This window comes from Kribbella flavida DSM 17836, assembly GCF_000024345.1.
GTDB classification, from domain to species: domain Bacteria; phylum Actinomycetota; class Actinomycetes; order Propionibacteriales; family Kribbellaceae; genus Kribbella; species Kribbella flavida.
Genome location: NC_013729.1, coordinates 1,975,631 through 1,988,012, shown reverse-complemented (window position 1 = coordinate 1,988,012; position 12,382 = coordinate 1,975,631). Strand labels below are relative to the sequence as shown.

9 protein-coding genes are annotated in these 12,382 nt (G+C 70.9%); 5 read left to right on the top strand and 4 right to left on the bottom strand.

Annotation, left to right across the window (positions count from 1 at the left end; genetic code table 11):
- Positions 1-189: 189 nt before the first annotated feature.
- The 3 genes from tyrS to KFLA_RS09315 all read left to right on the top strand — a co-directional run bounded on the left by tyrS (position 190) and on the right by KFLA_RS09315 (position 3,552).
- The gene (gene tyrS, locus KFLA_RS09325; protein ID WP_012919536.1) at positions 190-1,392 is read left to right on the top strand and encodes a tyrosine--tRNA ligase; all 1,203 of its coding nucleotides are present in this window, start codon (positions 190-192) and stop codon (positions 1,390-1,392) included.
- Between the two features lie 72 nt (positions 1,393-1,464).
- The gene (locus KFLA_RS09320) at positions 1,465-2,688 is read left to right on the top strand and encodes an aminoglycoside phosphotransferase family protein (RefSeq protein ID WP_012919535.1); all 1,224 of its coding nucleotides are present in this window, start codon (positions 1,465-1,467) and stop codon (positions 2,686-2,688) included.
- Positions 2,689-2,718: 30 nt separating this feature from the next.
- Positions 2,719-3,552 (top strand): NAD(P)H-binding protein, encoded by an 834-nt coding sequence (locus tag KFLA_RS09315; RefSeq protein ID WP_012919534.1) that lies wholly within the window; start codon positions 2,719-2,721, stop codon positions 3,550-3,552.
- A 251-nt stretch (positions 3,553-3,803) separates the two neighbouring features.
- Here KFLA_RS09315 and KFLA_RS09310 read toward each other — a convergent pair whose 3' ends face one another.
- The 4 genes from KFLA_RS09310 to KFLA_RS09295 form a co-directional block, all read right to left on the bottom strand.
- Positions 3,804-3,992 (bottom strand): hypothetical protein, encoded by a 189-nt coding sequence (locus KFLA_RS09310; protein ID WP_148256588.1) that lies wholly within the window; start codon positions 3,990-3,992, stop codon positions 3,804-3,806.
- A gap of 60 nt (positions 3,993-4,052) precedes the next feature.
- Positions 4,053-4,592: an isochorismatase family protein gene (locus tag KFLA_RS09305; protein WP_420167158.1), complete on the bottom strand. Its 540-nt coding sequence runs from the start codon at positions 4,590-4,592 to the stop codon at positions 4,053-4,055.
- Positions 4,593-4,736: 144 nt separating this feature from the next.
- Entirely contained in the window at positions 4,737-6,386 is a 1,650-nt protein-coding gene (locus KFLA_RS36200; protein WP_012919531.1) for a family 43 glycosylhydrolase, read from the bottom strand.
- Positions 6,386-9,658 carry a DUF2961 domain-containing protein gene (locus KFLA_RS09295; protein WP_012919530.1) on the bottom strand — a complete coding sequence of 1,091 codons (3,273 nt, stop codon included), beginning with the start codon at positions 9,656-9,658 and terminating at the stop codon, positions 6,386-6,388. Before KFLA_RS09295 ends, KFLA_RS36200 begins: the two co-directional genes overlap by 1 nt.
- A gap of 251 nt (positions 9,659-9,909) precedes the next feature.
- On the opposite strand from KFLA_RS09295, the gene gndA reads away from it, so the two are divergent.
- Both gndA and KFLA_RS09285 read left to right on the top strand, forming a co-directional pair.
- A complete protein-coding gene (gndA, locus tag KFLA_RS09290; protein ID WP_012919529.1) occupies positions 9,910-11,349 on the top strand; it encodes an NADP-dependent phosphogluconate dehydrogenase in 1,440 nt (479 codons plus the stop codon).
- Between the two features lie 137 nt (positions 11,350-11,486).
- Entirely contained in the window at positions 11,487-12,008 is a 522-nt protein-coding gene (locus KFLA_RS09285) for a DUF6319 family protein (RefSeq protein WP_041289223.1), read from the top strand.
- Positions 12,009-12,382 lie beyond the last annotated feature (374 nt).

Sequence of the window (12,382 nt, the reverse complement as noted above, 5' to 3'; positions counted from 1 at the left end):
CCTTGGCTCGTGACGACGCAGTGGGTGGCGTATCGACCGGCTCTGGGAGGAGCCGGCACTTCGTAGTCCCCACTGTCGCGTCCGATCCAGAGCCTCCGAGGCAGGAACCATCCGGGTTCCTGCCTCTTTCCGTTGCCGGGAGGCTCTGCTGCGTGGCCTCTCGCCGTTCCGTCCCGAGAGGACCCCCTGATGACCGACGCCCAGGCCGTGATCGACCGGTTGCGGCGCACCACCGACACCGTCGTCGGCGAGGCCGACCTGCGCACCCGGCTGGCGTCCGGCCGGCCGCTGCGGATCAAGTACGGCGTGGACTGCACCGCGCCAGAGCTGCATCTCGGCCACGCGGTGAACCTGTGGATGATGCGCGCCCTGCAGGACCTCGGCCACCGGGTGGTGTTCCTGCTCGGTGACCTGACCACCCGGATCGGTGACCCGACCGGCCGCAGCGAAACCCGCCCGGCGCTGTCGCCGGAGCAGATCGAGCTGAACGCCGCGGCGTTTCTCGAGCAGGTCTCACTGGTCCTGCGCACCGACCCGGACGTCTTCGAGGTACGCCGCAACTCCGAGTGGTACGGCGCGATGGACGTCGCCACGCTGCTCGGGCTGTTCGCGCACGTGACCCAGGCACAGCTGATGGCCCGCGACATGTTCCGGGCCCGGGTCGCGGCCGGCCGCGAGATCGCGCTGCACGAGCTGTCGTACCCGGTGCTGCAGGGCTACGACAGCTTCGCGATGCGCAGCGACCTCACCGTCGTCGGGTCGGACCAGCTGTTCAACGAGCAGCTCGGGCGGCACTTCCAGCAGCGCCTCGGCGCGGAGCCGCAGGTGGTGATCACCAGCACGATCACGCCGGGCCTCGACGGCGGGCCGAAGCAGTCGAAGTCGCTGAACAACTACATCGCGCTGACCGACTCGCCGCGGGACAAGTTCGGCAAGCTCATGAGCCTGCCCGACGAGCTGGTCGAGACCTACGCCCGGGTCTACACCGAGCTCCCGCTAGGCACCGTCGCCGCGCTCGGCAGTTCGGCGGCCGTCGGCGGTCCGGCCGCCCGGGACGCGAAGCTGAAGCTCGCTGCCGCGGTGGTCACCCGGTACCACGGTGCCGGCGCGGCGAAGGCCGAGCTGGAGGCGTTCCACCGGGTGTTCTCGGACCGGGCGCAGCCGGACGACATGCCGGAGGTGGTGATCGGCCCCGCGCCGCTGACCGCGCTCGAACTGCTGGAGGCGCTGCGCCCACGCGACAGCAGGTCGGAGTTGAGGCGGCTGCTCCGGCAGGGCGCGGTCAGCGTCGGCGGCGTCAAGCTGACGGACGCCGAGGCCCGCGTCGAGCCGGCCGGCGGCACGGTCGTCCGGTCCGGCAAACGCACCTGGCACCGCGTCCGCCGGGCCTGAGCGCCGAAATTCGCGCGCGCGGCGACGCGGATTGCCCGACCATCGGGACAGCACGTCGACGGAAGGACCGGGATGGACAGCAAGACGGTGGAGGCGCTGGTCAGCGTCGGCGACCGGTACGTCGGCCGGGCGCCGGCGTTCGTGGCGGACCGGCCGTGGTGGTCGGAGATCGAGGCGACCACCGCGTACCTCGACCGGCTGCTCGGCGTACCGACGGTCGTGCTGCGGCTGGTGCACGCCGACGAGGCGGAGCGCGGCCACGGCGGTCGCGTGGTCTACCACGTCCAGGCCGCCGCGGACCCGCGTCCGGGCGTGCTCGACCCGACACCGCTGCCCGAGTGGCCGGACATCGTCACGCCGCATCCGCTCCGGGCGACCTGGGCCGAGGTCGACGGCCCGCACCGCCTGGCCACCTGGGCGCAGAGCATCATCGGACCGGCCGAACCCACCCAGGTGAAGACGTGGAACCTGTCCTGCCTGCTCCGCTTCTCCACGCCCGACGGCGGCGCCTGGGCGAAGGCCACCAGCCGCTTCCTCGGCGTCGACGCCGATGTCATCCAGCACGTCCACCAGTACGACGCGACGCTCGCTCCCGGCGTACTGGGGGTCGACCTGGCGAACCGGTGGTCCCTGCTCCAGCATGCTCCCGGCATCGACTGCTGGGAGCCGGATCCCGAGACCCTGCGCGACGTCGTCAGCCGGTGGGTCGCCGTCCAGGCGTCGCTCGCGGCGGACGCGGACCAGCTGGGAACGCCGCGGTTGCTGCCGCAGGACGTCGCCGGGGAGATCACTGCCGTCCTGGACGGCGACGTACGCCGCCAGCTGCCCGCGGCCGACCTGGACCGCGCCAGACGACTGGTGGACGCACTGCCCGGCCTGCTTGCTGCGCTGGAGGCGGCCGGGCTGCCGATCACGCTCGTGCACGGTGACTTCCATCCCGGGAACTGGCGTTCGGACGGCACCACCCGCCGGATCGTCGACTGGGCCGACAGCTATCTCGGTCATCCCGCCACGGACGTCGACCGGCTCTGCAACTACCTGCCCGAGACCAAGCAGGAACTCGCCCGCGCCACCTGGACCGCCGCGTGGAAGCAGCACCTGCCGGGCAGCTCCCCGGAGCGCGCGCTGCCGCCGATCGCCGTGCTGACCCACCTGCTCGGTGCGATCACCTACCAGCGCTTCCTCGACAACGTCGAGCCGGACGAGCGCATCTACCACGAGCACGACCCCGCGACCGAGATCCGAGCTGCCACCGGCGCCGCGGCGCGGCTGGGGCTGCTCGACCCTGCGCGGTGACAGAGTGAGGCCGACTTCGAGGAGGTACAGATGACATTTCTGGTGACCGGCGCCTCGGGCAACGCCGGCGGTGCCGTGGTGCGCAAGCTGGCGGAGCGCGGGATCCCGGGCAAGGCGCTGCTCCGCAGTGAGCGCGAGCTGCCCGAGGGAATCGAGCTGCTGCCCGGCGACCTGAACCAGCCGGCCACGTTCCTGTCCGGGCTCGAGGGTGTCAGCGGCATCTTCCTGCTCAGCGGGTACGCCGGCACCGAGGAGCTGCTCGCCGGCGCGAAGGCCGCCGGGGTCGGCCGGATCGTGCTGCTGTCGAGCAGCTCGGTGGTCGGCACCGACACGGACAACGCCATCGCGGCGTACCACCTGGCGACCGAGAACGCGGTCCGCGCGTCCGGGCTGGACTGGACCTTTCTGCGGCCGAACACCTTCATGTCGAACACCCTGCGCTGGCGCGACCAGCTGCGCGCGGGCGACGAGGTCCGGGTGCAGTACCCGGAGGTGGCGGTCTCGACGATCCACCCGGGCGACATCGCCGACGTCGCCGTCCGGGCGCTGACCGAGGACGGGCACGCGGGTACGGCGTACCGGCTGACCGGGCCGGTCGCGGTGCGGCCGGCGGAGCAGGTCGCGATTCTCGCCGAGGCGCTCGGCCGGCCGTTGCGGGCGGTGGAGCTGTCCCGTGAGCAGTCCCGGGCGGAGCTGCTCGCCGCGATGCCGGAGCCGTACGCAACCGCGATCGACGGCTTCTTCGGCGACGGCATCGTCGACGAAACGACGGTCACCGACACCGTCGAGCGGCTCACCGGCCGTCCGGCCGGGACCCTGCAGGAGTGGGTCGCCGAGCACGCGGGCCTGTTCGCCACGTCTTAGTGTTCTTACGTCCGAACGGGCTGAGTGCACGGCGCAACCTTCGTCGGACACTTCGGCCACGGCGTGTGCGGCCGCGGACGGTGCCAAGGGCCGTGTTGATCGATTCCCTGCAGTCGCGAGCAGGTGCTCGGTGCGGTGGCTCGGCGTGCTGGAGTGAAGGCCTCGATGTTTTTCCATCGTGGCCTTTGCTCCAGTGCGGCGAGGTGCCGTGCCGGGTGCCGCGCAGCACGCAGGGAATTGATCAACACGCCCTAGATGTCCCGAACGCGCCTTCGTCGCTGCGGGGCGTGCCCGAGGGCCTGCGCGGACGCCGCCGCCAGGAACTCGTCGAGCCGGTGGCGCACCGTTTCGCCCCGCTCGTCGAGCGTCGGCCGCTGGAAGAAGAACGACGTGGCGGCGCCGATGACCGTGCCGACGATCGCGATCCATGCCGTTCCCACACCGGAACCGTACGACGGTTCGCGGTCCACCGGCGGGGCACGCCGAGCCGGTACCGAGCGTCAGTCCCGCTGCGGGCTGAGCGCGGCGACGTACTCGGCGCCGGTGGTGACGGTGCCGAAGCGCGGGAAGACGTAGGAGATCGCGAAGTCGTGCGCAGCCCGGTCCAGGCCGGTCATCGCGTCGGACAGGTAGATCGTGCGGTAGCCGTGGTCGTCCGCGGCGCGGCCGGTGGACTCGACGCCGAAGTTGGTGGCGATGCCGCCGAGCGCGATCGTGTCGATGTCGCGGCTGCGCAGCGCCTCGTCCAGGCCGGTCCCGGGAAAGGCGCCGACGCTGCGCTTGACGATCTCCAGATCGCCGGGCTGCGGGTCCAGCTCGGGCGCCAGCTCACTGCCCTCGGGCTGGATGCCGACGCCCGGGCGCTCGACCCGCACGTGCACGACCAGTCCGCCGACCGAGCGGGTCGCCTGGGCCAGCGCGATGCACCGCTCCAGCACGTCCGCCCCGCTCAGCGGCGCGGTCTCCAGCGCGATGATCCGCGGCATCAGATCGATCAGGACGAGCGCGGTCCGACGGGGTTCCAACGTCAACGAGGTCACCCTCCGACACTAGCGCCAGCCGCACCGCACACCACCTCCGGACGCACGGGCACACCTGCAGCACTCACCAACCGGGCGACGCGCCGGCGCAGTCGGCGTGTCGCCCGGTGTACGGAAGGTTGGTGAGTGCTGCGGATTCGGTTCTCAGTTGAGCCCGGCGGCCAGCTCCTCGGCGAAGGCGGTGTCGCGCTCGGTGGCGGAGAAGCCGAAGCGGTAGGTGCCGCCCTCGTAGCTGCCCGGCGGGAGTGCACGCCCGCCCGGCTGCCACAGCGGTTGCCACGCGACGGCCCCGTTCGACGCGTCGTACCAGTGGTTGTCCGCCGACCACGCCGACCCGGCCCGGTACGCCGTCACCACGCTCAACCCCGGCCCGGTCGCCATCGACCAAGCCGGCAGTCCGGCGACGTCGCCGGACCGCCCGAACCCACCCGGATCACCCTGGTCGGGCAGCGCCGAGTCCACGTTGAGGGCGACCTCCCAGACCGGCGCGGTCGTCGTCCGGTGCACGTTCCACCGCAACCGCGAGTCGAACGTCCTGGTCCCGAAGGTGAACGACCAGTCCGCCGTCACCGGCTCGTCGTTGAACCTGATCCCCTGCAGCCGCAGCCGGTCCCGCCGGGACTCGACCCGCGCCGCCGGCCCGGCCGTGTCCGTGGCGCCGAAGTTCCCTACCGCGAGATAGGGCGCCGTGGACCGCGACGACGAGTCCAGGGCCGGCTGATAGCGCCCGCGCCCGCTGGGGTCGACCTCCAGCTTGGTCAGCGCCGTCCTCGGTGCGTGCTGGAGGGTGGCCCGGTAGTACCTGGTACTGACCACCCGCCCCTTCGTCACCTGGATCGCGTCGAAGTCGAGCGGAGCGACGTACAGGCCGCCCTTGCCCCACCCGGCCCCGGTGACCCACCAGTTGCCGCCGTCCTGCACCACCTCGGCCGCGTGCGCGGGGATCGTCCCGGCCAGCTGGTCGACGGTGAAGCTGAGCGGATCCTTGCTCTGGTAGACCTTGGTCACCTCGTAGCCGCCGTCGCAGCAGACGAACAGGTACCAGTCCGATCCGCGCTGCACCACGAACGGCGACTCGGTCGGCCCGCCGAAGGTTCCCGTCTGCGGGTGCTGGAACGCCGTACGCCGCTCGCTCCAGGTCCGCAGGTCGGTGCTCGTCCGGTAGGCGACGATGTGGTTGCCGCCGGCCGGGGTGGAGTTCGCGGTGTAGTACATGACCCACTGGTCGCCGACCCGGTGCACCATCGGGTCCCGGCCGTCGAAGCCGTCGGTGAACAGCGGATTCGCCGGGTCCCGCGACCAGTGCACCAGGTCCGTCGAGGTCGCCAGGTGCATCCGGTACGCCGTGTGGTCGGCCGTGCCACCCGCGTAGAACATGTAGTAGGTACCGGCGTCGTACAGCACGTACGGCGCCCAGATGTGGCTCTCCCCCGCGGCCGGATCCGCGACCAGCGCAGGCGGCTGCTTCGTCCACGGCCCGTTCGGAGTGGGCGCGGTCGCGTGGCCGAAGCTCTTCTCGTCCAGCGGGTTGGCCGGCTCGGCGTGGGTGATCGCGTAGACGTGCCAGGTGCCGGTCTTGCGGTCCTGCACCAGCGTGTGGTCGTTGTAGTACCACTGCTCGGTCTCGCCGACGCTCGGGTCGTAGACCTTGGTGAACTGGCCCGCGGCCACCACCTTGTCGACCTCGACGAACGGCACACTCTTCACCTGGTCGTTCCCGGCCGACGCGGGCAGAGCCGCCGCGCTGAGAACGGCAGCTCCTACCAGCGCCGCGAGCATCTTGCGCCCGATCATCAGCTCAGCTCCAGGTCCAGCAGGTCCACGCCGGCCAGGTAGTTGGTCGCCGCCGGGTTCTTCCCGGTCAGCGTGACCGACAGCTGATGCTTGCCCGCGGCAAGCGTCGCGGTGCCCAGGTCGACCCGTGCGGTGCCTACGCCCGCGGCCTGGTAGCCGTCGAAGGACACCGGTGCGGCCCCGTCGACCGCGACAGCCGCGATCCCGTAGTCGGCTGCCTTGGTCAACACCGTCGCCAGCTTGTACGTGCCCGCCGTCGGCACGGTGAACTCCAGCACGACCTTGTCCCCGGCCTTCGTTCCGTGGATCCACAGCTGCCTGCCGCCGGACCAGTTGACCCCGCAGCAGTTGCCCTGCGGATCGGCCGGGACCGTCGCCGCCACCGCCGGCAGCAGCGACTCGGCCTCGATCCGCAGCGTGCCGCCGGTGGTTGCCCGGGCAGCGACCGACTTGGCGCTCTTGTGCCCAGCCAGGTCCACGGCGACCACGCGGTACGACCAGGTCTCCTTCAGCCCCAGCCCCTTGTGCAGGAAGCCCGGAACCGTGCTGCTGCCGACCAGTTGCTCCGCGCCGCCGGTCTTGGTGCCGTAGATCTCGTACCGCGCGACACCACTGTCGTCCGACGCCTCGGACCAGCTGAGCGCGATCGCGTTGTCACTGCGCCCGGTCGCAGTGAGTCCCTGGACAGCAGCCGGCGCCCGGACGTCGGAGTACGGCAGGACGAGCGACTGCACCGTGTACGCCGCCGCGGTCCACGCCGGTGCGCCGCTGGTCGGTCGGAGCTCGACCGTCAGTTTCGTCCGGCCGAAGGTGAGCGACACCGGCAGCTGGAAGTTGTCGTCCAGCCACCGCTGCTGCTCGTTGCCGAGCGGCTGCAGCCAGGTCCCCGCCTTCTTGCCGTTGACAACGACCTCGGCGGACTGCCACGCATCCTTCTGGTCACTGGTACGCCGCAGCGTGACGCCCTTGTTGATCGGGTCGACCTTCACGTCGAAGCGGATCGGAGCCGTCCCGGTCCGCACCTGGTCGGTCAGCGCGATGTCGTCGTGGTCTCCCTCGTACACCGACGTCAGGTCGCTCTGGGTGCCGCTGTCGGTGTAGCGGTGGGCGGCCCGGCTCGCCGCGGAGCCAGTGTCGACCCGGTCGGTCTCCCGCGCCCCGAAGCGCGCAGCGGTGTACAGGTATGCGGTGGAGCCGTAGACGGCCGGGTGGTCGTTCTGCTGGCCGTGCTCGATGCTGAAGGTGAGCTGGTTCTGGTAGTCGATCGCATCGGTGATGTGCAGTCGCCAGGCACTGTCGCACTCGACGATGCAGTTCCCCAGGCGGACCTCGTGGCCGGAGTTGCCGTGGAACGGGGTGGAGTAGGTGCCCTGGTTGAAGTACCAGCCGGACTCGTAGTAGTCCTCCGTACCGGTGCCATGGATCGCCGGCGTGCGCTCTCCGTCGACGTACACCCGCTCGTCGCCCTCCAGGTAGCCCCGGGTGTTGCCGTCGGGCTGCAGACCTTCCATCGTCTGCGAGACGCCGACGAACTTGCCGCGTCCAGTGGTCTCCGCGATCATCCAGTCCTTGCCCATCACCGGCTCACCGCGGTGCGAGATCGCGGTGAAGTAGCCGCTGCGTCCAGTGACCAGATCGACGGCCGCACCGGCGTCCCGGGCCGAGGTGACCTCACCCTGACCGGTCAGCCGGTACTGCGAGTTGTTGACCAGCGAGACGGTGGCCTTGGCGAGGTACGGCATCGGCCACCAGGCGGAGTACCAGCCGTCCGGGTCCATCGCGAAGTACAGGCTGCGGACCGGGTTCTCGCCGAGGCCGGAACCGAAGAACTCGCCGATCGGCGCGTCCACCCGCACCTTGCCGTCGACGGTGACCTGAACCCGGACTCCAGCCAGCAGCGCGTCGGACGGCTTGACCCGCTCGACGTCCTCCGGCGTCGCGGCGTACGGCATCGAGTTGCGGCCGCTCCAGTTCTGCCGGGTGATCGTGTAGCCGTGCGCCTGCTCCTCGGCGGGGTGGTCCGGGCCGAGGTCGAAGGTGTCGGTGCGCTTGACGGTTCCGCCGACGATCGAGTCGGCCCAGTAGGTGAACTCGTTGAAGTCCAGGTCCGAGGAGACGAACTGGTTGCGGATCTGCAGCTGCGACTTGCCGGCGGTCAGCGAGGCCGGCAACTCCAGCACCTGGTCGTGCCACTGCGCGCCGTCCGCCTTCAGCGGCGCCCACTCGCCCGCCTCGACGCCGTCGACGAAGACCTTCGCCCGCTGGTTGCCGATCTTGAGGTCCATCCGGCGGATCAGCCTCACACCGGTGTTGGCCGGGTCGACCTGCACGGTGAACTGGCTGGTCCCGGTGTGCGCCCGGCCGTCGTCCGAGACACTCTCCAGGCTCAGGCCCTCGATTCCGGGGAACTTCATCCGCAGCGCGCTGATCTCGCCCGGACCGGTGACCTCGGCCAGCTTCACCTGCGCGCCCGGGGCCAGGTCGACCGCCTTGCCCGTCGTCCGGGCGCCCCGCTGCGCCGGCTTCGGGTCCTTGGTGCCGGCCGCCTTGAGCAGCGCGACGACGTCCTCGGCCTTGTCGGCCGGGTCGAAGGTGGCGACCCCGTGCGCGTCCGGGAACTCCCGGTAGCCGACGTGGTGGAAGTACGGGTTGCTCTGCACGGTCACCCGCATCGACTCGCGGTACGGCATCGGCACCCGGATGTAGACGCCGCCGCTGGTCTCCAGCGCGTTCGCGACAAGCGGGAAGACGAACGGCGCGCCGAGCTTGCCGTCCACCACGTCCTGCAGGCGCGCGTCGATCACCTTGCGGCCGTCCAGCTCGACGGTGATCTTGCCGGTCCCGCGCACGTCACCGCCGTCCCGGGTGAACCAGATGGTGCCGATCTCACCAGGACCGGCGTCCTCCGCGATCACGCAGCCCGTGGCGCCGGTGCGCAGGCAGGCGTACTTGCCGTCGAAGCCGTCGTTGTTGGTGCCGTCGCGGCCGAAGCTGGAGAACTGCTTGGTCCGGACGCCGGTCTGCAGCTCGGGCAAACGGTCGAGCCGGCGGTAGACCTCCCAGCCGACCGGGCCGTTGGCGCCGCGCGTCGCGGCGGAGGTGTCGACGGACGGCGTACGGGCGGACGTAGTACCGGCTGACGCCGCGGCGGCTGACTGCAGGGCGGCTGACTTCGGCGCGGCTGACGGCGCTCCGGCGGCCGGGAGGGACAGGGCTGGCAGGGTGAGCACCGCGAGGGCGACCACGGCGGTTCGTCGCAGGGAGCTGGTCATGGGCGGACCTTCCGGCAGACTGGGAAATCGATTTCTCAGATGTCTACCACCCGTGCTCGGTGCTTGAGAAGAGCTCACTGCCGTTTACTTCGTGCGCGGTGGCTGGTAATTCGCGCGGGCGTGCGCAGTTCTCGCCGGAGCGGAATCGAATCGTGCGTCCACCCGTTGACACGCTCTGGACCAGACGGTTGCCACGGGCGACAGACTGGGTTCCGCAGGTCCCTTCCAGTACTCGTTCGCAGGAGAGATTCATGAGTTCTGCTCCAGCCCAGATCGCCGTCACCGGCCTCGCCGTGATGGGCCGCAACCTGGCCCGGAACCTGGCGCGCAACGGTTTCCGCGTCGCCGTCCACAACCGGTCCCAGGGCCGCACCGACGCCCTGATCGAGGAGTTCGGCCACGAAGGGGAGTTCGTGCCCGCCGCCGATCTGCCCGCGCTGGTCGCATCCCTGGAGCAGCCGCGCAAGATCATCGTGATGGTCAAGGCCGGCGAGCCCACCGACGCGGTGATCGACGAGCTGGTGCCGCTGCTGGACGAGGGCGACATCGTCGTCGACGCCGGCAACGCGCACTTCGCCGACACCCGGCGCCGCGAGGACGCGCTGAAGGAGAAGGGCCTGCACTTCGTCGGCGCCGGCGTCTCCGGCGGCGAGGAGGGCGCGCTGAACGGGCCGAGCATCATGCCCGGCGGCTCACCCGAGTCCTACGCGGCGCTCGAGCCGATGCTGACCAAGATCGCCGCGCACGTCAACGGCGAGCCGTGCTGCGTGCACGTCGGCCCGGACGGCGCCGGCCACTTCGTGAAGATGCTGCACAACGGCATCGAGTACGCCGACATGCAGCTGATCGCGGAGTCCTACGACCTGCTGCGCAACGTGCTCGGCCTGAGCGCCGCCGAGATCGCCGAGGTGTTCCGCGAGTGGAACAGCGGCGATTTGGAGTCGTTCCTGATCGAGATCACCGCCGAGGTGCTCAGCCAGGTGGACGAGTCGACCGGTCAGCCGTTCGTCGACGTCGTGCTGGACCAGGCCGAGCAGAAGGGCACCGGCCGGTGGACCGTGCAGGTCGCGCTCGACCTGGGCATCCCGGTGAGCGGGATGGCCGAGGCCGTCTTCGCGCGTTCGCTGTCCGGCGACGTCGTCCGGCGCACGGCCGCGGCCGGCGTCCTGCCGGGGCCGACGGAGGCGAAGGCCGACGTGGACCGCGACGCGTTCATCGAGGACGTGCGGCACGCGCTGTACTCGTCGAAGCTGGTCGCCTACGCGCAGGGCTTCGACGCGATCCGCGCGGCCAGCGAGCAGTACGGCTGGAACATCGACCTGGGCGCGATGGCGACGATCTGGCGCGGCGGCTGCATCATCCGGGCCCGCTTCCTGGACCGGATCAAGGAGGCGTACGACCGCGACGCCGACCTGGGCTCGCTGCTGGTCGACGACTACTTCAAGGACGCCGTCGCGAACGGCCAGGACGCCTGGCGCCGGGTGGTCGCGACGGCCGCCACGACCGGCGTACCGGCTCCGGGCTTCTCCGCCGCGCTCTCGTACTACGACGGGCTGCGGGCCGAGCGGCTGCCGGCAGCGCTGATCCAGGGGCTGCGGGACCTCTTCGGCGCGCACACCTACCACCGGGTGGACCGCGAGGGCGCCTTCCACCTCGACTGGTCGGGTGACCGCAAGGAGCACGACGCCTGAGGCTCTCGGGTGAAGTCGTTGCGGGGTGACTGACGCGGAAGCGGGATTGGCGCGGGGGATCGAACATGTGTTCTACTGTTCTCTCAGCGCCAGCCCGCTTCGGCGGGGACATGTCACCCAGGGAGATCGCCGCAACGATGACTGTAGACACTTTGGCAGTAGAAGCTCAGACCGACGCCGTCGACACTCCCGGTGCGGTGACGGACTCTCCTGCCGACACCACGGCGCCGGCCACCGACGCCGTCTCCGCGGACGCCGCTGAGGCCACCGCCGACCCGACCACCGAGGCGAGCTCCGACGCGGCCGACGGAGCGCCGGCCGAGACCGCCGCTCCGGTGGTCGCCGAGAAGCCGAAGAAGGCCCCGGCCAAGAAGGCTCCGGCGAAGAAGACCAAGACTCTCGAGCTGACGCTGACCGTCACCGGCACCGCCGACGGCGAGTGGAAGGCCGAGCTCAAGCAGGGCAATAGCTACATCGCGAAGAATCTGCTGGTCGCCGCCGCCGCCGTCTCCCGCGCCGCCAAGGAGCTGCACGAGGACCTGTCCGGCCCGATCGACGAGGTCATCGACGCCGCCCGCGAGCAGCAGGCCGCCAAGGTCGCCGCCCTGGAAGCCGAGCTGGAAGCCGCCCGCCGCGCTCTCGCCGAGCTCGACGACTGACCAGCACGTCCCTGCGTCGCCGAGCCCGACGACCAGCACCTTCGTCACCGAGCTCCCGACGAGCCACTCCCGGCTAGGCATCCGCCGCCGCGCCCGACGCGCGCCTGCGGTGCCACAGCCACCTCCCCATTCCCCGCAGCCGGCCGCGGACTTCCCCCGCATCCGGCCGTGGCTCCTGGGCAAGGGCCAGAGGCGTCCGGCCCGACCCCCAGGACGCACTGAGGAGCAGGCCGGGCCGTTTCCCCCGAAACGGCCCGGCCTGACGCGTCCCCGAAGCCCGCCCTCAGGCACTCCGACGAATGGCGCGCTCTTCCACGCATGGCGCGTTCTTCCACGTGTGGCGCGTTCTTCCACGCATGGCGCGTTCTCTCACG